Source organism: Micromonospora sp. WMMD714, from assembly GCF_029581315.1.
GTDB lineage: Bacteria > Actinomycetota > Actinomycetes > Mycobacteriales > Micromonosporaceae > Micromonospora > Micromonospora rifamycinica.
In genome coordinates this window covers 4,296,184-4,322,953 of the sequence record NZ_CP120744.1, presented here as the reverse complement: position 1 = coordinate 4,322,953, position 26,770 = coordinate 4,296,184, and the positions used below count along the sequence as shown (strand labels likewise).

The window sequence follows — 26,770 nt, the reverse complement described above, 5'->3', positions numbered from 1 at the left end:
CCCTGTGCTGTCGGATCAGGACGACGTCTGCTGTGCGGCGAGCCGCAGCAGACTCTCGGCGTCCAGATCGTCGATGGACTCGCCGGGTTCGGCCGTGTCCTCGGCACCGGCCAGCCGCAGCACCAGGTCGAGCACTCCCGAACTCCGGAGCCGGGCCAGTGGGATACCGGCCAGCTTCTGCCGGAACTCGCGTTCCTCCGCCTCCTCGGGTGTCTCCGCATCCGTTGCGAGCCCGAGTTCCCTGCACAGGTGGGCGGCGACGGCGGCCGGGGTGGGATGGTCGAACACGAGCGTGGCGGGCAGCCGCAGGCCGGTCTCGGCGTTCAGCCGGTTGCGCAGCTCGACAGCGAGCAGCGAGTCGAAGCCCAGATCCCTGAACGCCTGGTCCGGTCCGATGACCGATGTCGGGCCGTGGCCGAGCACCCGGCCGGCCAGCGACCGCACGGTGTCGAGGACACGTTCGTACTGCGTCCCCGGTTCCAGGCCGGCGAGTTGCCCGGCCAGGTCGCCCGGCGGCCCTCCCGCGACGGCGAGGGTCCGGCGGCTCCCGGTCAGCAGGCCGGACAGCAGCGGCGGCACCGTCTGCCCGGCGTACCCGGTCAGCTCCAGCTTGACCGGTACGAGGAGGGGAGCGCCCGACCGGAGGGCCGCGTCGAACAGGGCCAGACCTTCCTCGTCACTCATCGGCACGACGCCGTGGCGAACCAGTCGGTGGCGGTCAGCGCTGTTCAGCCGCCCGGTGAGTTCGCTGTCCTGCGACCAGTGGCCCCAGGCGAGTGACTGCGCGGGTAGTCCCTGTGCCCGGCGTTGCCGGGCCAGCGCGTCCAGATAGGCGTTCGCCGCCGCGTAGTTGGCCTGACCCGCCGACCCGAACACCCCTGACGCGGAGGAGAAGAGGATGAACGCGTCGAGCTGCCGGTCGCGGGTCAACTCGTGCAACAGGTACGCGCTGCGGGCCTTGGCGGCAAAGACCGTCTCCAACCGCTCCGGCGTCAGGTTGGCGATCGTGGCGTCGTCGAGCACCCCCGCCGCGTGGATCACCACACCAGGTCGAACCTCGTCGAGCAACGCCGCCAACGCCTCCCGATCAGCCACATCACACGCCACCACCCGCGCCCCCGGCAGATCCCGCACCAACTCCTCGACACCCGGCGCGTCCGGACCACGACGCGACACCAACACCAGGTCATCCACCCCGTACCCGCGCACCAGATGCCGGGCCAGGAGACCACCCAACGTGCCAGTACCACCGGTGACCAGCACCGGACCGGCACCGAAATCAACCCCGGCAGCACTCTCGGCCCGCGCGGCACGTACCATCCTCGGCACCCGGATACGGCCGTCGTCGTCCACCCGTAGCTGCGGCTCGTCGCACACCGCCACCGCCGCCCGCGCCGCCTTCGGGTCTGCGGTGTCGACCAGCACCAGACGGTCCGGGTGCTCCGTCTGCGCCGATGCCAACAACCCCCACACCGCCGCCGCATCCGGGCACGTCTGACCACCCGGAACCAGAACCAACCACCGCCGCTCGTCAGCAGCCAACCGCCGCTGCACCCCAGCCAAGACATCAGCCAGTCCGACACCCGCGCAGTCCCACACCGGCAAGTCGGCCTCCACCCCACCGAACTGGCTGACCTCACCGACCTGGTCGGCTCGCCCAGGCTGACCGGCGTGGCTGACCTCATCGGCCTGGCCGGGCTGGTCGGTGTAGTTGAGCTGGGGGGCGTGATCGATCTGACCAGCGTCGATCCAGTCGATGGTGTAGAGGTCTCGCACCGTCCTGGCCGGTAGCTGGTCCGGTAGTGGCCGCAACACCAACGAACCCACCGTGGCTACCGGTCCGCCGTCGGTATCGGTCAACGTCACCGACAAGCGGTCTCCATCGACCCGCATCCGTACGCGCGCCTCGGTCGCACCGGTCGCATGCACCACCACGTCCTGCCACGCAAACGGCAACACCACCGGTCCACCACCATCAGCACCCCCACCCACCACCACCGCCGCATGCAACGCCGCATCCAACAACGCCGGATGAATCACCAACCGCCCGACACCCTCATGCCCCGACACCGGCAACTCCACCTCAGCGAAAACCTCACCACCACCCACCCACACCGCCCGCACACCCCGGAACACCGGACCATACTCATAACCCCGCGCCGCCAAGCCCTCGTAGAAACCGTCGACAGACACCGGAACCGCGCCCACCGGCGGCCACGCCGCACCGGCGCCTGACAGCACCGGTGCCACAGTGGAACTGCCCCCCGACACCTCCACAACAGCACCAACGTCACCTGGCACGTTCACGTCGGTGGTTTCGGCCAGCAGACCGGTCGCGTGACACACCCAATCACCGTCGCCGTCACCACTCCCACTGCGGGAGTACACGGCTACTCGGCCGTCTCCGGTCACCACTGTCTGTACCTCAACAGATGCCGGTTCTTCCAGCATCAGCGGCAGCTGCACCATCAGCTCCCGTACCACTGGCAGCCCTGCCAGGTCGCCGGCGCCGATGGCCCATTCGACGAACTGTGTTCCGGGCACCAGGACCGTTCCGTTCACCATGTGATCTCGCCACCACGAATCCACCCCCGCTGGAATCTTTTCCGAGATCACCACACCGCCATCACCCAACCGCACCACCCCACCACCGCCACTGTTTCCGGTGTTGCCGTCCAGCCAGAAACGTTCCCGCTGGAACGCATACGTCGGCAACTCAGCCGGTGCCACCCCTACGGGCATCACCGAATCCCAACTCACCGCCACTCCTGCTGTATGCAGCGTGCCTGCTGCCCGTAGCAGGTCTTTCATGCCCCCATCGCCGCGCCGCAGTGTTCCCGTCACCACACCCCCAGGCACCATATCCGCCACCCCCGCCAACAACACCGGATGACCCGACACCTCCACGAACCGACACAACCCATCACGAGCCGCCGCCCGCACCGCATCCTCGAAACGCACCTCCCCCCGCAAATTCTCAAACCAATACCCCGCATCCAAACCCCCACCGTCCACCAACCCACCCGTCACCGTCGAATACCACGGCACCACACCAGACCGAAAACCCACCACACCCAAACGCTCCCGTAGGACTCCTTCGACCACATCCACCTGCACCGAATGCGACGCATAATCCACATCCACCCACCGCACCCGCGCCCCACCCCAATCCACCGACCCCAACACCCCACGATCCCCCGACACCACACACAACCCCGGACCATTCACCGCCGCCACCGACACCCCCACCACACCCACCAACCGCAACCGCACCTCCTCCACCGACAACCACACCGACAACATCCCCCCACCACCACCCGACAAAAACTCCCCCACCACACCCGCCCGCACCGCCACCACCCGCGCACCCTCCTCCAACGACAACACCCCCGCCACCACCGCCGCCGCCACCTCACCCTGCGAATGACCCACCACCCCCACCGGAACAACCCCCAACGACCCCCACACCCGCGCCAACGACACCATCACCGCCCACATCAACGGCTGCACCACCCGCACATCCCCACCCACCACCCCACCCGACAACAACACCCCCACCACCGAACAACCCACCCACGGCAACAAAACCCGATCACACTCCCCCATCGCCCCCGCAAACACCCCCGACTCCACCAACAACCGACACGCCATCCCCTCCCACTGCCACCCCTGACCCGGAAACACCAACACCACACCCAAACCAGAACCAGCACCAGCACCAGCACCAGCACCAGCAGCCAAAGAACCCCGCAAACCACCCAACAACTCCTCCACCGAACCACCCACCCCCACCGCCCGGAACGGCAACAACGTCCGACGCCACAAACCCACCGCCACCGAACCCACCGACACACCCGAACCCACCCCCGACACGAAACCCTCCAACCGCTCAACCTGCCCCCGCAAAGCCACCTCAGAACGCGCCGACACCAACCACACCACCACACCACCATCACCATCAGCACCACCCCCATTGCCGTTCCCATTGCCGTTGCCGGCAACATCAGTGCCAACCGACACCACAACATCCCCAGACACCACAACCGAACCCGCATCGGAATCTGACGGCGCCAAACCAGAGCTAGAACTAGTTACTAAAGAAGAATGAGAAGAAGCCAGAACCGAACCCGAATGCGAGTCTGGAGCAGAATGCGAGACCAATCCCGAAGCCACACCCACAGCAGAATCCGAGCCCGGAACGGAATCAGAGGCCGACGGCATCAACGACCACTGCGGTTCCGGTCCCTGTTCCAGGATCACGTGGGCGTTCGTGCCACTCACCCCGAATGACGACACTCCGGCCCGACGCGGCCGACCCACCTCAGGCCACACACTCCGCTCCACCGCCAACTCCACCGACCCCGCGGACCAGTCCACCTGTGGACTCGGCTCATCGATGTGCAGCGACCGCGGCACCACACCATGCCGCATCGCCAGGACCATCTTGATCACACCAGCGATCCCGCCTGCGGCCTGCGTGTGCCCCAGATTCGACTTCACCGACCCCAACAGCAGCGGCCGTTCCCGATCCTGGCCGTACGTCGCCAGCACCGCGTGCGCCTCGATCGGATCCCCCAACCGCGTCCCCGTCCCGTGTGCCTCCACCACGTCCACGTCCGCGGGGGACAGGCCGGCCGATCGCAACGCGTCCCGGATCACCTTCTGCTGTGCCGGCCCGCTCGGCGCGGCGAGGCCGTTGGACGCACCGTCCTGGTTCAGAGCACTGCCGCGTACCACCGCCAGCACCCGGTGCCCCGCCCGGCGGGCGTCGGACAGCCGCTCCAGCAGCACCAGGCCGACACCTTCGGACCAGCCGGTGCCGTCCGCCGTGGCCGCGAAGGACTTGCACCGGCCGTCGGCGGCCAGCCCACGCTGCCGGGAGAACTCCACGAAGGCGCGCGGGCTGAACATCGCGGTGACGCCGCCGGTAACGGCCATCCGGCAGTCGCCCGCACGCAGTGCCTGTACGGCCAGGTGCATGGCGACCAACGACGACGAGCACGCCGTGTCGACGGTCACCGCAGGCCCCTCGAACCCGAACGTGTAGGCGACCCGGCCCGAGACGACACTGGCCGCGTTGCCGATCAGCAGATGGCCTTCGACCTCCTCGGGGATGGTCCGCAGGCCGATCGTGTAGTCCTGCCCGTTGTTTCCGACGAAGACGCCGGTGGGGGTACCGCGCATCGTATGGGGGTCGATGCAGGCGTGTTCGAGCAGCTCCCAGCAGGTTTCCAGGAGGAGTCGCTGCTGCGGGTCCATGGCCAGGGCCTCCCGCGGGGAGATCCCGAAGAAGGCGGCATCGAAGTCGGCCGCCCCGTCGAGGAAGCCTCCCTCACGCAGGTAGGTGGTACCGGGGTGTTCCGGGTCCGGGTGGTAGAGGGCGTCGAGGTCCCAGCCCCGGTCGGTGGGGAACGGCGAGATGACGTCACCCTCCTCCATCAACACCTGCCACAGGTCCTCGGCGGAAGAGATGCCGCCGGGGAACCGGCAGGTCATCCCGACGATGACGATCGGGTCGTCGTCGGCGGCGATGCTCTGCCCGTCACCAACCGGCACCGGGAGGTCGGTGCCGAAGAGCCGGGCCTGCAGGTGATCGGCCATCCCGGCCGGGGTGGGATGGTCGAAGACCACGGTGGTCGGCAGGGTGAGACCGGTGGCCTTGCACATCCGGTTGCGCAGTTCGACCGCGGTGAGCGAGTCGAAACCCTGCTCCTTGAAGGCACGTCGGACGTCCAGCCGGTCCGCCGACTCGTGCCCGAGCACCGTCGCGGTGTGGCCGAGCACCAGGTCGAGCAGCGCCTCCCGCCGCTGGGCCGGGTCGAGGCCCCGGAGCTCCTCGACCGTCCGGGTGGCTGCGGTGTCGAACTGTCCCGGGGCGCTCGTGCCGCCCTCGGCGATGTCGTCGAACAGCGAGGTCCGCCGGGCCACCGCGAACGTGCCGACGAACCGCTCCCAGTCGACGTCGGCCACGGTCGTGGTGGTCCGGTCCGCGCCGAGCACCGCGCCGAGCGCCGCCGTCGCCCGTTCGACCGGCATGGTCCGCAGGCCCCAGTCGGTGAGCTGCTCGCGGGCGGCGCCGTCGGCCATGCCGGGGCCGTCCCACGTGCCCCAGGCGATCGCGGTGGCGGTGCGGCCGTTGCCGCGCCGCCAGGAGGCGAAGGCGTCGAGGTAGGCGTTCGCGGCGGCGTATCCGCCCTGGTTGCTGCCGCCCCAGACGCCGGCGCCGGAGGAGAACAGCACGAACGCGGTCAGCGGCCGGTCGCGGGTCAGTTCGTCGAGGTGCCGCGCACCGTCGACCTTCGCCGCGAGCAGGTGCCCGAGGGTGGCCGGGTCGGTCTCGGCGAGGGATCCGGTGTCGCCGACCCCGGCGGCGTGGAAGACCGCCGTCAGGGGAACGTCCGGGTCGAGGTCGGCGAGCATCCGGGCGACCTGGTCCCGGTCGGCGACGTCGCAGGCGACCACGGTGGCCGTCGCGCCGAGCGCGGTCAGCTCGGCCTGCAGTTCGGCGGCGCCGGGGGTCGCCGCGCCGCGCCGCCCGGTCAGCACCAGGTGGCGGGCACCCTCCTTCGCCAGCCATCGGGCCACGTTGGCGCCGACGCCGCCGAGGCCACCGGTGACCAGCACGGTGCCGTCCGGTCGCCACGACGCGGCACCGGTGACGGGGCTGCGGACGAGGCGGCGGGCGAGGACCCCGCCGGCCCGGATGGCGATCTGGTCGTCGTCGGCGGTGCCGCCGGCGAGGACGTCGGTCAGGCGGCTGGCGGCGTTCACGTTCGGCGCGTCGGGCAGGTCGATCAGGCCGCCCCAGGAGTGGGGCGTCTCCAGGGCGGCGACCCGGCCCAGGCCCCACAGCATCGCCTGGGCGGGCCGGGTGACGTGTTCGGTGTCGCCGACGGCCACGGCGCCGCAGGTGACGGTCCACAGTGGTACGGGTGTCGGCGCGGCGCGCAGGGTCCGCAGCAGGTCCAGGGTCGCCGCGAGCCCGTGGGGAACGACGGCCGCGGCGGGGTGGGGTGACTCGTCCAGGCCGAGCAGGGATACTGCGCCGTCGAAGCGCCCTTCGCCGACCGGGTCGGCGGTCGCGGCGAGCGTCACCACCTCGGCACCGGACCGGGCGAGGGCGGCGGACACCACCGGTACCCAGCCCTGCCGGTCGTCGTCCGGCGTGATCAGCAGCCACCGGCCGCCGAGCCGCCCGGACGGCACCGGCCTGGGCACCCAGGCCACGTCGTACATCCACTGGCCGACACCGGCGCGCTCACGCTGCCGCCGTCGCCACGAGCTGAGCGCGGGCAGCAGCCCGGCGAGCGTACGCTGCTGGTCGGCGTCGACGCCGAGGTCGGTCGCCAGCCGGTCGACGTCGCCGGCCTCGACCGCGGACCAGAACTCCCCGTCCGGACGGCCGGCGTCCTGCGTCGGCGCGGCCGGGTCGGCGTCCAGCCAGAATCGCTCCCGCTGGAACGGGTACGTCGGCAGCGCGCTCCGCCGTGCTCCCGCGCCCTCGAACAGGGTCTCCAGGGCCACGGGCACCCCGCAGGCGTACGCCTCGGCCAGCGACAGCAGGAAACGGTCCGCGCCGCCGGAGTCGCGCCGCAGCGAGTGCACCGTCCGGATCTGCGCGCCGGCCTCCTCGGCGGTCTCCTGCACCGGGGTGGACAGGACCGGATGCCCGCTGACCTCGATGAACGCGTCGTACCCGTCGGCGAGCAGCGACCGTACCGCGCCGATCAGGTCGACCGGTCGCCGGGCGTTGCGGAACCAGTACTCCGGGCCGAGTTCGGCGGTGTCCAGCGGACCGCCAGTCACGGTGGAGTAGAACGGCACCTCACCGGTGCGGGACGAGACTCCGTCGAGCAGTCCGACGAGCCGGTCGTGCAGGGGGTCGACCTGCTCGCAGTGCGACGCGACGGTGGCCGGCACCATCCGCGCCTGCCAGCCGGCGGCCTCGCGGTCGGCGACGAACGCCGTCAGCGTCGCCACGTCCCCGGCGACGGTGGTGGACCGTGGCCCGTTGACACCGGCGATGGCCAGCGTGCCCGGCCAGTCGGCGAGCGCCGCGGCCACCTGCTCGGCGGTGGCCGCGACGGAGGCGACCGCACCGTTGCCCACCAGCGCCTCGGCGAACAGCTTGCTGCGCTCGGCGATGATCCGGGCGGCGTCCTCCAGGCTGATCGCGCCGGCGACGTACGCCGCCGCCACCTCGCCCTGGCTCGAACCGACCACGGCCGCCGGCCGTACCCCGTGCGAGCGCCACAGGGCGGCGAGCCCCACCATGACCGCGAACAGCGCCGGCTGCACGACGTCGATGCGGTCGTAGCCGGGAGCACCGGGCTCGCCGGTGAGCACGTCACGCAACGACCAGTCGACGTACGGCGTCAGCGCGGCCTCGCAGTCGGCCACGGCGCTGGCGAAGACCGGCGAGGACCGGAGGAGTTCGGCGCCCATGCCCGCCCACTGGGCACCCTGCCCGGGGAAGACGAGGACGACCCGTCGTTCCCCCTCGGCCTCGCCGGTGACGACCTGCGGCGCGGGCTCCTGCCGGAGCAGGGACTCCAGTCCGCGTACGAGATCGGCCCGGGAACGCCCGCAGACGACGGCCCGGCGCTCCAGGGCGGCCCGCGTGGTGACCAGCGAGTAGGCCAGGTCGGTGAGATCGGCGTCGGGCCGGTCGCGCAGCAGGTCGAGCAGCCGCCCGGCCTGCGCCCGCAGCGCCGGTCCGCCGCGCGCGGAGAGCACCCACGGCAGTGGTCCGTCCACTCCCGGACCCGGCTCGGGCTCGGCGGCCGCCGGTGCCTGTTCGAGCACCACGTGGGCGTTGGTGCCGCTGATGCCGAACGACGACACCGCCGCCCGGCGCGGACGGCCGGTCTCCGGCCACGGCACCGCCTCCCGGAGCAGGGCCACCGATCCCGCGTTCCAGTCGACGTGCGGCGTCGGCTCGTCGATGTGCAGGGACTGCGGCAGCGTCCCGTACCGCATCGCCAGCACCATCTTGATGACGCCGGCGATGCCGGCGGCGGCCTGGGTGTGCGCGAGGTTCGACTTGACCGAGCCGAGCCAGCACGGCTGGTCGGCCGGCCGGTTCTGGCCGTACGTGGCGATCAGCGCCTGCGCCTCGATCGGGTCGCCGAGGTTGGTGCCGGTGCCGTGCGCCTCGACCGCGTCGACGTCGCCGGTGCCGAGCCGGGCGGCCACCAGGGCGTCCCGGATGACGCGCTGCTGCGCCGGACCGTTCGGGGCGGTCAGTCCGTTCGACGCGCCGTCCTGGTTGACCGCGGAGCCCCGGACCAGGCCGAGGATCTCCCGACCGTTGCGGACCGCGTCGGAGAGCCTTTCGACGAGGACCAGCCCGACACCCTCGGAGAACCCGGCACCGTCCGACGCGGCGGCGAACGGCTTGCACCGGCCGTCCCTGGCCAGGCCCCGCTGCCGCGAGAACTCGACGAACACGTCGGGTGTGGACATCACGGTGACGCCGCCGGCCAGTGCGAGCGAGCATTCCCCGGACCGCAGGGCCTGCGCCGCGAGGTGCAGGGCCACCAGTGAGGACGAGCAGGCGGTGTCGACGGTCACCGCCGGCCCCTCCAGGCCCAGCGCGTACGCGACCCGGCCGGATGCGACGCTGCCCGCGTTGCCGTGGCCCAGATATCCCTCGACGTTCGCCGGCATCTCGGGCAGCCGGGCGGCGTAGTCGTGGTACATCAGGCCGGCGAAGACGCCGGTGCGGCTGCCCCGCATCGCGTGCGGGTCGATACCGGCCCGCTCGATCGCCTCCCAGGACGTCTCCAGCAGCAGCCGCTGCTGCGGATCCATGGCCAGCGCCTCGCGCGGTGAGATCCCGAAGAACTCGGCGTCGAAGTCCGCGGCGTCGTAGAGGAATCCGCCCTCCCTGGCGTGAATGGTTCCCGGCCGCTCGCCCGACGGGTCGTAGAGGGCGGACACGTCCCATCCCCGGTCCGTCGGGAATGTCGAGACGACGTCGCGCCCCTCCACCAGGAGACGCCACAGGTCTTCCGGTGAGCTGACCCCGCCCGGGAACCGGCAGGCGACACCGATGATGGCGATCGGTTCGGTCGCCCTCGCCTGGAGCCGTTGCAGGCGTTCGTCGGTGCTCTGCAGCTCGGCCGTGACCCGCCGCAGATACTCTCGGAGCTTCGCTTCGTTGGACATGTGGTTTCCCGAATCTCTGCGAGGACGGGCCAGGGCCGTCAGGAGTCGCCGAATTTGCTGTCGATGAACTGGAAGATCTCGTCGTCGCTGGCGTCGTCCAGTCGCCCGCCGATGTCCGTGCCGTCGTCCCGTCGCCGCAGGTCGCCCCACATCGCGGTCAGTGCCCTCAGCCGTACGGTGATGTCGTCGCGCAGTTCCGCGTCGAGCTCTTCGTCGCTGCCGCCGACCGCCGCGGCCATGGCGTTTTCGAGCTGGGCGAGCTGGTCCACGAGCGACGGCCGGACGGCGGTGCCGAACAGCTCCGCCCGCAGGTACCCGGCCAGGGCGGCCGGCGTCGGATGATCGAACACCAGGGTCGCCGGCAGGCTCAGGTCGGTCACCGTCCTGAGACGGTTACGCAGCTCGACGGCGGTCAGCGAGTCGAAGCCCAGATCCTTGAACGGCCGACCGGCGCCGATGGTCGACAGCGAGGAGTGCCCCAGCACCTGGGCGGTCTGCCCGCGGACCAGATCGAGCAGGCCGGACAGCTGGCCCTCGGCATCCCGTCCGGCCAGTCGCGCCCGCATCGCGGCGGCCCGGTCCGGCGTGTCGCCGGCCGCCGTCCGCCGGTCGACCGGCAACAGTGCCCGGAGCAGCGGTGACGCGTCGGCCCGTGGGCGCAGATCGAGAGTGGCCGTCACGAGGGCGGGCCGGCCGGTACGCAGGGCAGCGTCGAACAGTGCCAGGGCATGCCGGTCGGACATCGGCAGGACACCCTGGTACGCCCTGGTGGTGTCGAGCGCCGCGGTCATGGTGCTGCCGGTTTCCCAGAGACCCCAGGCGAGTGACTGCGTGGGTAGTCCCTGCGCCTGCCGCTGGCGGGCCAGGGCGTCGAGGTAGGCGTTCGCCGCCGCATAGTTGGCCTGCCCCGCCGCACCGAACACCCCCGACGCCGACGAGAAGAACACCAACGCACACAGCTCGTCGGTCAACTCATGCAGGTGCCGCGCGGCGACGGCCTTGGCCCGGAACACCGACTCCACCTGAGCTGCCGTCAGGTTGCCCACCGTCGCGTCGTCGAGCACCCCCGCTGCATGGACCACCACACGCGGTCGAACCTCGTCGAGCAACGCCGCCAACGCCTCCCGATCCGCCACGTCACACGCCACCACCCGCGCCTGCGGCAGGTCCCGGGCCAACCCGGCGGCACCCGGCGCGTCCGGACCTCGGCGGGACACCACCACCAGGTCGTTCGCGCCGTACTCGTGCACCAGATGCCGGGCAAGGAGACCACCCAACGTGCCGGTGCCACCGGTGATCAGCACCGGCCCGGTGCTGAAGTCCGGCTGTTGCCCGTCTTCGCCCGGCGTGGCACGCACCAACCTGGGCACCTGGATGCGGCCGTCGTCGTCGACCCGTAGCTGCGGCTCCCCACACACCGCCACTGCCGCCCGCGCCACCGTCGGGTCCGCCGTGTCGACCAGCACCAACCGATCCGGGTGCTCCGTCTGCGCCGACGCCAACAACCCCCACACCGCCGCCGCATCCGGGCTTGTCTGACCATCAGGGATCAGCACCAGCCACCGCCGGTCATCGGCAGCCAACCGCTCCTGAACGCCGACCAGCGCATCAGCAGGATCGACACCCGCGCAGTCCCACACCGGCAACGCGGCCTCCACCCCACCGAGGCCGGCCCCACCGGACTGGCTGGTCTGGCTGGTCTGACCGGCGTGGTTGATCTGGGCGGCCTGGCTGGCCCGGCTCACCGCACCGGATTGGCTGGCCTCACCGGCCTGGCTGTCCTGGCTGATCCGGCCGGCGTCGATCCAGTCGACCGTGTAAAGATCCCGGACCACCTTGACGGGCAGCTGGTCCGGTAGCGCCCGCAATACCAACGAACCGACGGTGACCACCGGTGCTCCGTCCAGATCGGTCAGAGTCACCGACAGCGTGTCGCCGACGACCCGCATCCGCACCCGCGCCTCTGTCGCACCCGTCGCATGCACCACCACGTCCTGCCACGCGAACGGCAACAGCGGCTCCGCCGGACCACTGGGCTCGTACAGCGCCGCGAGGTGCAACGCGGCATCCAACAACGCCGGATGCACCCTGAAACGGTCCGCCTCCGCACGACCCACATCGTCCAGAGCCACCTCGGCGACCAACTCCCCGTCAACCCGCCACGCCGCCCGCAACCCCTGGAACACCGGGCCATACCGCACACCAACATCGGCCAGACGCTCGTACACACCCTCCACCGGTATCGGAATCGCGCCCGCCGGCGGCCATGCTGCATTCACGTCGACATCCACACCTGCATTCACGTCGGTGTTCTCCACGACCAAACCGGTCGCGTGACACACCCACGAATCATCACCACCCCCATCACCGCCACCACTACCATTCCCATTCCGGGAATACACCGCCACCCGGCCATCCCCACCCACCACCGTCTGCACCTCGACAAACCCCGACCCCTCCACCACCAACGGCACCTGCACCATCAACTCCCGCACCACCGACAAACCCACCACATCACCCGCACCGATCACCCATTCCACAAACTGCGTCCCCGGCACCAACACCACTCCATTCACCACATGATCCCCCCACCACGAACCCACCCCCACCGCAATCTCCACCGACACCACCACACCACCATCACCCAACCGCACCACCCCACCACCGCCACTACCACTGCCGCTGTTTCCGGTGTTGCCGTCCAGCCAGAAACGTTCCCGCTGGAACGCATACGTCGGCAACTCAGCCGGTGCCACCCCTACGGGCATCACCGAATCCCAACTCACCGCTACTCCTGCTGTATGCAGCGTGCCTGCTGCCCGTAGCAGGTCTTTCATGCCCCCATCGCCGCGCCGCAGTGTTCCCGTCACCACACCCCCAGGCACCATGTCTGCTATCCCGGCCAGCAACACCGGGTGGCCTGACACCTCCACGAACCGATGCAACCCATCACGAGCCGCCGCCCGCACCGCATCCTCGAAACGCACCTCCCCCCGCAAATTCTCAAACCAATACCCGCTATCCAGTTCCCCACCGTCCACCAACCCACCCGTCACCGTCGAATACCACGGCACCACACCAGACCGAAAACCCACCACACCCAAACGCTCCCGTAGGACTCCTTCGACCACATCCACCTGCACCGAATGCGACGCATAATCCACATCCACCCACCGCACCCGCGCCCCACCCCAATCCACCGACCCCAACACCCCACGATCCCCCGACACCACACACAACCCCGGACCATTCACCGCCGCCACCGACACCCCCACCACACCCACCAACCGCAACCGCACCTCCTCCACCGACAACCACACCGACAACATCCCCCCACCACCACCCGACAAAAACTCCCCCACCACACCCGCCCGCACCGCCACCACCCGCGCACCCTCCTCCAACGACAACACCCCCGCCACCACCGCCGCCGCCACCTCACCCTGCGAATGACCCACCACCCCCACCGGAACAACCCCCAACGACCCCCACACCCGCGCCAACGACACCATCACCGCCCACATCAACGGCTGCACCACCCGCACATCACCACCCACCACCCCACCCGACAACAACACCCCCACCACCGAACAACCCACCCACGGCAACAAAACCCGATCACACTCCCCCATCGCCCCCGCAAACACCCCCGACTCCACCAACAACCGACACGCCATCCCCTCCCACTGCCACCCCTGACCCGGAAACACCAACACCACACCCAAACCAGAACCAGAACCAGCACCAGCACCAGCACCAGCACCAGCACCAGCAGCTAAAGAACCCCGCAAACCATCCAACAACTCCTCCACCGAACCACCCACCCCCACCGCCCGGAACGGCAACAACGCCCGACCCCACAAACCCACCGCCACCGAACCCACCGACACACCCGAACCCACCCCCGACACAAACCCCTCCAACCGCTCAACCTGCCCCCGCAAAGCCACCTCAGAACGCGCCGACACCAACCACACCACCGGACCACCAACCCCATTGGCATCATCGGCATCAACGCCGCCAACAACAGCACCAGCCGACACCACAACATCCCCAGAAACCACAACGGAACTGGAACCGGAATCCAAATCCGAATCCGAATCCGACCGCACCAACGCCCACTCCGAATCCGGTCCCTGTTCCAGGATCACGTGCGCGTTCGTGCCGCTGACCCCGAACGACGACACCCCCGCTCGACGCGGCCGACCCACCTCAGGCCACGCCGTCCGCTGGACCGCCAGCTCCACCGCACCGGTCGACCAGTCCACCTGCGGAGTCGGCGCGTCGACGTGCAGCGACCTCGGCACCACACCATGCCGCATGGCCAGGACCATCTTGATCACACCAGCCACACCCGCCGCCGCCTGCGTATGACCGATGTTCGACTTCACCGACCCCAACAACAACGGCCGGTCACGATTCTGCCCGTACGCCGCCAACACGGCCTGCGCCTCGATCGGATCCCCCAACCGCGTCCCCGTCCCGTGCGCCTCCACCACATCCACGTCGGCCGGAGACAACCCCGCCGACACCAACGCCTGCCGAATCACCCGCTGCTGCGACGGACCATTCGGCGCCGTCAACCCATTCGACGCACCATCCTGATTCACCGCCGAACCCCGCACCACCGCCAGGACGCGATGCCCACGCTCCCGCGCCACCGACAACCGCTCCAGCAGCACCAGACCGATACCCTCGGAGAAGCCCGCGCCGTCAGCCGCGGCCGCGAAGGACTTGCACCGGCCATCGGCGGCCAACCCACGCTGCCGGGAGAACTCCACAAGGACACTCGGCGTCGCCATGATCGATACCCCGCCGGCGAGTGCCATGTCGCATTCCCCGGCCCGCAGCGACTGCGCCGCCAGGTGCAACGCCACCAACGACGACGAACACGCCGTATCCACCGTCACTGCCGGACCCTCAAAACCAAACGTGTACGACACCCGACCCGACGCCACACTCCCCGCATTACCGTTCGTGAAATAACCCTCCAACTCCACCGGAACCGACCGCACCCGCGACCCGTAATCGTGATACATCAACCCCGCGAACACACCCGTCCGACTCCCCCGCAACGACAACGGATCCAAACCCGCCCGCTCCAACACCTCCCACGACACCTCCAACAACAACCGCTGCTGCGGATCCATCGCCAACGCCTCACGCGGCGAAATCCCAAACAGATCAGCATCGAAATCCGCAGCGTCGTACAGGAAGCCACCGTGTCGGGTGTAGGCGGTCCCCGGCTTCTCTCCAGTCGGGTCGTAGAGCGAGGCCAGGTCCCAGCCCCGGTCGGTGGGCAGATCACCGATCACGTCGGCGCCATCCGTGAGCAGCTGCCACAGATCCTCGGGTGAGGACACACCGCCGGGGAACCGGCACGCCATCGCGACGACGACGATCGGGTCCTCCTGCGTCGCGGTCGCCGTCGCGGGCACCTCCGAGGGCTGCGGCGAACCGAACACCAGCTCGTCGAGGTGGGCGGCCAGCGCCACAGGTGATGGATAATCGAAGACCAGCGTGGCCGGCAGCCGTACGTCCAACTGCGCAGCCACACGATTGCGCAGGTCTACCGCGGTCAGCGAATCGAAGCCCATGTCCCGGAAGGCCGAGCGGGGCTCGATCCGTCCCTCGTCGCGGAAGCCGAGAACCGCAGCCGCCTGTCCGCACACCAGCCGCAGGATGTCGGCACGGCGGTGCTCCATGTCCAGGACGGCGAGACGGCGAGCCCAGGTGGCGTCCCCCTCGCCAGTCGCGGCCACGGGACGAATCACCTTGACCAGCTGTGACAGCAGCGGGGGCACCTCTGTGGAGCCGGTCAGGCGCAAACGCGCCGGCATCACCACGGGAGCGTCCACCCGGAGTGCGGCGTCGAACAGGCGCAGCCCGAGTTCGTCACCGATCGGCAGTACCCGGGACCGCTCCAGGCGCTCGCGATCGGCCGAGCCGGTCATCGCGCTTTCACTGTCCCAGAGGCCCCAGGCGAGTGACTGACCGGGTAGTCCCTGTGCCCGCCGTTGTCGGGCCAGGGCGTCGAGGTAGGCGTTCGCCGCGGCGTAGTTGGCCTGACCCGCCGAGCCGAACACACCGGCGGCCGAGGAGAAGAACACCAACGCGTCGAGCTGCCGGTCGCGGGTCAACTCGTGCAAGAGGTACGCGCTGCGGGCCTTGGCGGCAAAGACCGCCTGCAACCGCTCCGGCGTCAGATTGACGATCGTGGCATCGTCGAGCACCCCGGCCGCATGAACCACCACACGCGGCCGAACCTCGTCGAGCAACGCCGCCAACGTCTCCCGATCAGCCACATCACACGCCACCACCCGAGCCCCCGGCAGATCCCGCACCAACCCGTCGGCACCCGGGGCGCCCGGGCCACGGCGCGAGACCAGGACCAGGTCGTCCACCCCGTACCTGCGCACCAGATGCCGGGCCAGGAGACCACCCAACGTGCCAGTACCACCGGTGATCAACACCGGGCCGGCACCGAAATCAACCCCGACATCGCCCTTGGCCGGCGCGGCCCGCACCAAGCGGGGCACCCGAACACGGCCGTCGTCATCCACCTGTAGCTGCGGCTCGTCGCACACCGCCACCGCCGCCCGCGCCACCGCCGGGTCTACGGTGTCGACCAGTACGAACCGGTCGGGGTGCTCGGTCTGCACCGACGCCAACAAACCCCACACCGCCGCCGCGTCCGGAACCGTCTGACCACCAGGGACCAGAACCAGCCACCGCCGCTCGTCGGCAGCCAACCGCTCCTGCACCCCGGCCAGAACATCAGCCAGGTCGGCACCCGCGCAGTCCCACACCGGCAACTCAGCTTCCACCACACCGAGGTCGACCGCACCGAACTGGCTGCCCTGACCGGCATGGCCGACCTGGTTCGCCTCCCCGGCCTGGCTGACCTGGCTGAGTTGGCCACCGTGGCGGACCTGGCCGGCGTCGATCCAGTCGATGGTGTAGAGGTCTCGCACCGTCCTGGCTGGCAGCTGGTCCGGCAGCGGCCGCAACACCAACGAACCCACCGTCGCCACCAACCCACCACCACTATCGGTCAAGACCACCGACAGCCGATCCCCGTCAACCCGCATCCGTACGCGCGCCTCGGTCGCACCGGTCGCATGCACCACCACGTCCTGCCACGCAAACGGCAACACCACCGGTCCACCACCATCAGCACCCCCACCCACCACCACCGCCGCATGCAACGCCGCATCCAACAACGCCGGATGAATCACCAACCGCCCGACACCCTCATGCCCCGACACCGGCAACTCCACCTCAGCGAAAACCTCACCACCACCCACCCACACCGCCCGCACACCCCGGAACACCGGACCATACTCATAACCCCGCGCCGCCAAGCCCTCATAAAATCCCTCAACCGACACCGGAACCGCACCCACCGGCGGCCACGCCGAACCAAACTCCACCGGCAATGCCGACACCCCATCCGACACATTCACATCGGCAGCAGCAGCCAACAAACCCGTCGCGTGACACACCCAATCGCCATCCCCATCACCGCCACCATTCCCATTCCCATTACGATTCCCATCGTCGTTCGCGTTCCGGGAATAGACCACCACCCGGCCGTCTCCGGCCACTACCGTCTGCACCTCGACAAACCCCGACCCCTCCACCACCAACGGCACCTGCACCATCAACTCCCGCACCACCGATAAACCCACCACATCACCCGCACCCACCACCCACTCCACAAACTGCGCCCCCGGCACCAACACCACCCCACCCACCACATGATCCCCCCACCACGAATCCCCACCACCCACCCGACCCGACACCACCACACCACCGTCACCCAACCGCACCACCCCACCACCACTACCACTGTCTCCGGTATGACCTTCAAGCCAAAAACGCTCCCGCTGAAACGCATACGTCGGCAACTCGGCCGGTGCCACCCCCACCGGCATCACCGAACCCCAATCAACCCCCACCCCCGCCACCCACAACACACCCGCCGCCCGCAGCACATCCCCCATACCGCCATCGCCGCGCCGCAACGTCCCCGTCACCACACCCCCCGGCACCATGTCCGCCACCCCCGCCAACAACACCGGATGACCCGACACCTCCACAAACCGACACAACCCATCACGAGCCGCCGCCCGCACCGCATCCTCAAAACGCACCTCCCCCCGCAAATTCTCAAACCAATACCCCGCATCCAAACCCCCACCATCCACCAACCCACCCGTCACCGTCGAATACCACGGCACCACACCAGACCGAAAACCCACCACACCCAAACGCTCCCGTAGGACTCCTTCGACCACATCCACCTGCACCGAATGCGACGCATAATCCACATCCACCCACCGCACCCGCGCCCCACCCCAATCCACCGACCCCAACACCCCACGATCCCCCGACACCACACACAACCCCGGACCATTCACCGCCGCCACCGACACCCCCACCACACCCACCAACCGCAACCGCACCTCCTCCACCGACAACCACACCGACAACATCCCCCCACCACCACCCGACAAAAACTCCCCCACCACACCCGCCCGCACCGCCACCACCCGCGCACCCTCCTCCAACGACAACACCCCCGCCACCACCGCCGCCGCCACCTCACCCTGCGAATGACCCACCACCCCCACCGGAACAACCCCCAACGACCCCCACACCCGCGCCAACGACACCATCACCGCCCACATCAACGGCTGCACCACCCGCACATCCCCACCCACCACCCCACCCGACAACAACACCCCCACCACCGAACAACCCACCCACGGCAACAAAACCCGATCACACTCCCCCATCGCCCCCGCAAACACCCCCGACTCCACCAACAACCGACACGCCATCCCCTCCCACTGCCACCCCTGACCCGGAAACACCAACACCACACCCAAACCAGAACCAGAAACCAAACCAGGAACACCCGACGAACCCGAACCCGAACCCGAACCGCCCGACGAATTCGAACCCGAACCTAAAGAACCCCGCAAACCAGCCAACAACTCCTCCACCGAACCACCCACACCCACCGCCCGAAACGGCAACAACGCCCGACCCCACAAACCCACCGCCACCGAACCCACCGACACACCCGAACCCACCCCCGACACGAAACCCTCCAACCGCTCAACCTGCCCCACCAACCCCTCCCACGAACGCGCCGACACCAACCACACCACCGGACCATCCACATCAGCCCCAGCACCATTGCCAGCAACATCAGCACCAACCGGCACCACAACATCCCCAGACACCACAATCGAACCAAAATCCGAATCCGAACCTGAAACAGAGCCGGAGACCACACCCTCGGCAGCATCCGATCCAGAAACAGAATCCGAGCCCGACGACACCGCAACCCACTCCGGATCCGGCCCCTGCTCCAGAATCACGTGCGCGTTCGTCCCACTCACCCCGAACGACGACACCCCCGCCCGACGCGGCCGACCCACCCCAGGCCACACACTCCGCTCCACCGCCAACTCCACCAAACCCGCCGACCAATCCACCTGCCGAGTCGGCGCATCGATGTGCAACGACCTCGGCACCACACCATGCCGCATCGCCAACACCATCTTGATCACACCAGCCACACCCGCCGCCGCCTGCGTATGACCGATATTCGACTTCACCGACCCCAACAACAACGGCCGCACCCGATCCTGCCCGTACGCCGCCAACACCGCCTGCGCCTCAATCGGATCCCCCAACCGCGTCCCCGTCCCATGCCCCTCCACCACATCCACATCGGCCGGAGACAACCCCGCCGACACCAACGCCTGCCGAATCACCCGCTGCTGCGACGGACCATTCGGCGCCGTCAACCCATTCGACGCACCATCCTGATTCACCGCCGAACCCCGCACCACCGCCAACACCCGATGCCCACACTCCCGCGCCACCGACAACCGCTCCACCAACAACACCCCCACCCCCTCAGACCACCCCGTCCCATCCGCCCCCGCCGCAAACGACTTACACCGCCCATCCACCGCCAACCCCCGCTGCCGCGAAAACTCCACAAACACCCCCGGCGTCGCCATCACCGTCACCCCACCAGCCAACGCCAGATCACACTCACCCAACCGCAACGACTGCACTGCCAAATGCAACGCCACCAACGACGACGAACACGCCGTATCCACCGTCACCGCCGGACCCTCAAAACCAAACGTGTACGACACCCGACCGGAGACCACGCTAGCGGCATTCCCGGTCAGCAGATGACCCTCCACCTCGGCGGGAACGTTCGCGTCGGCCGGGCGGTAATCCTGACCGTTGCTTCCGACGAACACCCCGGTACGGCTACCGCGCAGCGACAGCGGATCGATACCCGCCCGCTCCAAAACCTCCCACGACACCTCCAACAACAACCGCTGCTGCGGATCCATCGCCAACGCCTCACGCGGAGAAACACCAAAAAACCCCGCATCAAAATCCCCAGCCCCATACAAAAACCCACCCTCACACGCATAACTCGTCCCCACCCGATCCGGATCCGGATCAAACAACCCACCCACATCCCAACCCCGATCCACCGGAAAACCACCCACCGCATCCCGCTCCCCCACCACCAGATCCCACAAATCCTCCGGCGACCACACACCCCCCGGAAAACGACACGCCATACCCACGATCACCACCGGATCCCCCTCCACCACCCCCAAACCCGACACCGAGGCCGACCCCACACCCACACCACCGAACAACACCTCATCCAGATGACCAGCCAGCACCACCGGCGACGGATAGTCGAACGCCAGGGTCGCGGAGAGGGGTTCGCCGACGGCTGTCGACAACTGGTTGCGGAGTTCGACGGCGCTCAGCGAGGTGAAGCCGAGGTCCTTGAAGGCCCGTTCCATGTCGATGCGCCTCGGGTCGGGCTCGCCGAGCACGAGCGCGGTGTGCTCGCGGACGAGGTCGCTGAGGCGTGCCCGGCGTGCCGCCGGGGCGAGTTCGCCGAGTTCGGCGATCGGCCGCCGGTCCGGTGCCGGTGGCGCGGCGACGGCGAGGTTGCTCAGCAGCGGGCTGGGCCTGGTGGCGGTGAAGGCGGCCGGGAACCTCTCCCAGTCGATGTCGGCGATCGTCACCGAGGTGTCGCCACGGTCGAGGACGTGTCGCAGGGCGGCCAGTGCCCGCTGGGGTGGCAGCGCGGTGTAGCCGGTACGACGGAGTTCGCGGACGCCGTCGGCCATGCCCGCGCCTGCCCACGGACCCCAGGAGATCACCACCGCGGGGCGTCCGGCCCTGCGCATCGAGCGGCCGAGGGCGTCGAGGTACGCGTTGGCGGCGGCGTAGTTGGCCTGTCCGGGGGTGCCGATGGTGCCGGCGACCGAGGAGAACAGCACGAACGCGGTCAGCGGGTGGTCCCGGGTCAGCTCGTCGAGCAGGCGTGCCGAGTGTGCCTTGGCGGCCAGGACGGTCGCGAAGCGGGACGGCGACAGCGAGGCGATCACCCCGTCGTCGAGGACCCCCGCGGTGTGGAAGACCGCGGTGACCGCGCCGACGGTCCGCAGCGCGTCCGCGACCTGGTCCCGGTCGGCGACGTCGCAGGCGAGGACGGTCACGTCGCAGCCGTGCTCCCGCAGGTCCCGTACCAGGCCGGCGGCACCGGGCGCGTCCGGGCCACGCCGGCTGAGCAGGACGACGTGGTCCGCGCCGCGTTGCGCCACCCATCGGGCGACGCCCGCTCCGAGCGCACCGGTTCCCCCGGTGATCAGTACCGTGCCGTGCGGTGTCCACGACGTGTCGTCGGTGGCGTGCCGGGTCAGCGGCAGCCGCTCCAGCCGGCGGGCGAGGACTCCGCCCGTCCGGATGGCGAGCTGGTCCTCGCCGCTGTCGGAGAGCAGCACGTCGACGAGGCGGTCGGCGGCGGCCCGGCTTGCGGCGGGTAGGTCGACGAGACCACCCCACCGGGTGGGGTGTTCGAGGGCTGCCACCCGGCCGAAGCCCCAGGTGGCCGCGGCGGCGGGGTGCTCAGCGGCGCCGGTGGTGCCCACCCACAGGCGACCGGGTGCCGTCTCCGGGACGGCCTGGAGCAGCCCGAGCACGCTGGTGAGGCCGACCGGCACGGCGGCTTCCGGGTCGTCCCCTCCGTCGACGTCGCACAGCGAGAGAATCCCGTCGTAGTCGTCCCCGATCGGCTCGGGCGGCGACCCGGGATCCACCGTCAGGGTGGTGACGTCGGCGCCGGCCGCGGTCAGCGCGGTGGCGGCGAGGGCGCCCCAGCCGCCGGGGTCGCGGTCGTCGGCGACCACCAGCCACCGGCCGGGGCGTCGGGTGCGGTCGAGCCGGGGCACGCTGGTCCACGTCTCGCGGTAGCACCAGCGGCGCAGTTCGGCCTCGTCCCGCTGCTGGTGCCGCCAGGCGGCGAAGGCGGGCAGCAGCGGGGCGAGTTTCTCGTCAAGGGGTATCTCGCCGCGCTCCAGCGCCGCCCAGAACCCCCCGTCGCCGTCCGGGTCGGCCGCCGCGGCGGGTCGCGGCGGCAGCCAGAAGTGTTGCCGTTGGAACGCGTACGTCGGCAGGTCGTCGGGTGCCGCCACCGTGGGCGACACCGGTGCCCAGTCCACCGGCACCCCGGCGGTGTGCAGGGCACCCAGGGCGGTCAGCCAGGTGACCGCCTCGTCGGCGTCCCGGCGCGACACCGGCACCACCCGGTGATCGGGCAGCATCGCCGTCAACGTCGCGTCCGGACCCACCTCGACACAGGTCCCGGTGCCCACCGCGGCCATCGCGTCGGCGAACCGGACCGTGTGCCGGATCTGACGCACCCAGTAGTCCGGCACGGTCAGCTCCGCGCCGACCTCCACGCTCGACACCATCGGCACCCGCGCGGGCCGGTACTCCACCGACGCCGCGACCTGGGCGAACTCGGCGAGCATGGGCTCCATCGACGCCGAGTGGAACGCGTGCGACACCCGGAGCCGGCGGACCCGTACCCCGGCCGCCGTCAACCGGTCCGCGGCGGCGTCGACCGCGGTTTCCGGGCCGGAGAGCACCACCTGGTCCGGGCCGTTGACCGCCGCCACGTCCAGCCCCAGACCGGCCACCGCCGACTCGCCGGCCTGCACGGCGAGCATCGCCCCACCGGCGGGCAGCGCGTCCATCAGGGCCGCCCGCGCCGCCACCATCCGGCAGGCGTCCGCCAGGTCGAGGATGCCGGCGGCGACCGCCGCGGCGTACTCGCCGACGGAGTGCCCGACCAGCGCCCGTGGCCGCACCCCGAACGAGCGCAGCAACGCCACCTGCGCCACCTGCACCGCGAACAGGCCCGGCTGGGCGTAGCGGGTCCGGTCCAGCAACGGGCCGCCCTCGGCGACCACCGCACGCAACGGTCGCGGCAGAAGCCCGTCGAGCAGGTCGCACACCCGGGCGAACTCCTGGGCGAAGACCGGGAAGCGCGCCGCCAGCCCCAGCCCCATGCCCGCCCGCTGCGACCCCTGGCCCGGGAACAGCCACCCCACGGCCGCCTCGCCGGTGGCGACCGGCTGCGGTGCGGCCCGCAGGCTCGCCAGCAGTTGCGGGGGCGAGACGCCGACCCCGACCGCCCGGTAGGGCAGCACCGCCCGTGCGGCGAGCCCGGACGCCACGGCCTGCGCCGACACCTCCCGCCGCTGCTCGACGTATGCCGCCAACCGGCCGACCTGCGCCCGCAACGCGTCGGCCGACCGCGCCGACACCGTCCACACCGTCGGACCGTCGACCTCGACCTCGACGGCCGGCTCCGGCACGGCCTGCGGTGCCTGCTCCAGGACGACGTGGGCGTTGGTACCGCTGACGCCGAAGGACGAGACGCCGGCGCGACGGGGACGGTCCACCCGCGGCCAGTCACCGGTGCGCGCCGCCAGCTCCACCGCGCCGGCCGACCAGTCCACCTGTGGGCTCGGCGCGTCGACGTGCAGTGACTGCGGCACCACGCCGTGGCGCATCGCCAGGATCATCTTGATCACCCCAGCGACGCCCGCGGCCGCCTGGGTGTGACCGATGTTCGACTTGATCGAACCCAGCAGCAGCGGCCGGTCACGATCCTGTCCGTACGTCGCCAGGAGGGCCTGCGCCTCGATCGGGTCGCCCAGCCGGGTTCCGGTCCCGTGCGCCTCCACCACGTCCACGTCCGCCGCCGACAGACCCGCCGAGGCGAGCGCCTGACGGATCACCCGCTGCTGGGACGGGCCGTTCGGGGCGGTCAGCCCGTTCGACGCGCCGTCCTGGTTGACGGCCGAACCCCGTACCACGGCCAGCACCTGGTGACCGTTGCGCCGGGCGTCCGACAGCCGCTCCACCAGCAGCACACCGGCGCCCTCCGACAGGCCGAACCCGTCCGCGGCCGCAGCGAACGACTTGCACCGCCCGTCCGGTGCGAGGTTGCCGTGCGTGCTGAACTCGACGAACATGCCGAGGCTGGGCATCACGGTCACGCCGCCGGCCACCGCCAGCGGGCACTCGCCCCGGCGTACCGCCTGCACGGCCAGGTGCAGGGCGACCAGCGACGACGAGCACGCCGTGTCGACGGTCACCGCCGGACCCTCGAACCCGAACGTGTAGGAGACGCGGCCGGCGACAACGCTGATGGTGTTGCCGGTGAAGGCGAAGCCCTCGTGTCCGGAGCCCTCGTCGAGCCGGGGGCCGTACTCCATGCCCATCGCGCCGACGAACACCCCGGTCCGGCTGCCGCGCAGGGTGGTGGCGTCGATGCCCGCCCGTTCGATCGTCTCCCAGGTGGTTTCGAGCAGCAGGCGCTGCTGCGGGTCCATCGCCAGCGCCTCGCGCGGGGAGATGCCGAAGAAGTCCGCGTCGAACAGGGCGGCGTCGTAGAGGAAGCCCGCCTCGCGCTGGTAGTAGCGGCCCGGCCCGGTGGGCGGTTCCTGGTGGGCGGCCTCGCTGTCCCAGCCCCGGTCGGTGGGGAACTCGGACACCAGGTCGGCGCCGTCGACGAGCAGCGGCCACAGCTCCTCGGGACCGGTCACCCCGCCGGGCAGGCGGCAGCCCCAGCCGACGATGACGACGGGGTCGTCGTCGGCCGGTGCCGGGGACGCCGCGTCCGCCGGGGTGTCCTCCCACCCGGGGACGAGTTCGGCGTGCAGGAACTCGGCGAGGCGGCGGGGGCTCGGGTGGTCGAAGATGGCGGTGGCCGCAATGCGCAGTCCGGTCGCCGCCACCACCCGGTCGCGGACGGCCATGCCGGTGACGGAGTCGAAGCCGAGCTGGCTGAACGTCCGGTCCTCGGCGAAGGTGTCCACCCCGAGCCCGGCGCACTCGTGGCGGATCAGGTCGATCAGGCGGTCCCGCTGTTCGGCGCGGTCCAGGCCGATCAGCTCGGCCGCCAGGGTGGAGGGCCCCGGCACGGTGTCCCCGGCCGGCCGCTCGTAGAGCCGCCGGCCGAGGTCGGCGGGCAACGTGGTGGCGGTGTCGCCGTAGACGGTGGCCGGGGTCAGCGGGCCGCCCGCCACCCACAGCTCGGCCAGGGAGGTGGCCAGGCGGCGGAGCCCGCCCTGGCCACGGCGCAGCGAGCCGACGGCGGCCAACGGGCGGTCCGCGCGCTCGGCGGTCTGCACCATCGCGGCGGTGAGCACGGGGTGCGGGCTGACCTCCAGGGCGAGCTGGTAGCCGGCGGCCAGGGCCGCCTCGGTGGCCAGGTCGAAGCGGGAGACCTCCCGCAGGCAACGGCACCAGTAGTCGACGTCGGCGGGCGTCGCGCCCAGCGGTCCGCCGCGCGCGGCGGTGAACACGGGCAGCGTGGCCGGACGCGGACGGATGCCGGCCAGGTCGGCCGTCATTCGGGGGACGATGCGGTCGATGTGCGCCGAGTGGGCGGCGTGGGCGACCGCCGCGGTCCGGGCGTGGATGCCCCGCTCGTCGCAGGCCCGCCGGAACTCGTCCGCCGCGTCGGCGTCGCCGGTGACGACGACCGAGGTGGGGCCGTTGACGACGCCGACGACGAGGCGGCCCTCCCAGCGGTCGAGCATCCGACGGACGGTGTCGAGCGGCGCGAGGACGGAGACCATCGCGCCCGCTCCGGCCAGGGTCTGCTGGGCCTGGCTCCAGCGGGCCATGACGCGGGCGCCGTCGTCGAGGTCGAGCACGCCGGCGACGACGGCGGCGGGCACCTCGCCGATGCTGTGCCCGATGACCGCGGACGCCTCGACGCCGACGGCCCGCCAGGCTTCGACCAGGCCGAGGGTGACGGCGTAGAGCGAGGGTTGGACGACGTCGGTCCGTCGGAGCAGCCCGGCCGGCGCGTGGCCGCGCAGCACGTCGCCGACGGGCCAGTCGACGAACGGCTCGATCGCCTGCGCGCATTCGTCGACCCGTCGGGCGAAGGCCGGTGACGTGTCCAGCAGCTCGGTGGCCATGCCGTCCCACTGGGCACCCTGGCCGGGGAAGACGAACAGCACCCGGTCGTCGTCCACCGGCTCGCCGCGGACCAGCGCGGGGGTGTCTGCGCCGGCGGCGAGCGTGTCCAGGGTCGCCGCCAGGTCGTCGTGGCCGTCGGCGACGACGGCCACGCGTGGCTCCCGGGAGCCGTGGTCGGCGGCGAGCCGGGCCAGGGCGTGTGCCACCTCCCGTGACGGGGCGTGGTCCCCGGTCGGCAGATACTCCC

2 protein-coding genes are annotated in these 26,770 nt (G+C 70.4%); both read right to left on the bottom strand.

Annotation, left to right across the window (positions count from 1 at the left end):
- Positions 1-15: 15 nt before the first annotated feature.
- On the bottom strand, positions 16-10,170 hold the full coding sequence (locus tag O7625_RS18690; protein WP_282340215.1) for a type I polyketide synthase: 10,155 nt from the start codon (positions 10,168-10,170) through the stop codon (positions 16-18).
- A 38-nt stretch (positions 10,171-10,208) separates the two neighbouring features.
- Complete coding sequence (locus tag O7625_RS18685; RefSeq protein WP_282340214.1) at positions 10,209-26,729, bottom strand: type I polyketide synthase; 16,521 nt, start codon at positions 26,727-26,729, stop codon at positions 10,209-10,211.
- Positions 26,730-26,770 lie beyond the last annotated feature (41 nt).

What these genes read in the sequence shown, in the direction of transcription:
- O7625_RS18690 (WP_282340215.1), bottom strand. Translation starts at nt 10,170, where the DNA reads ATGTCCAACGAAGCGAAGCTCCGAGAGTATCTGCGGCGGGTCACGGCC.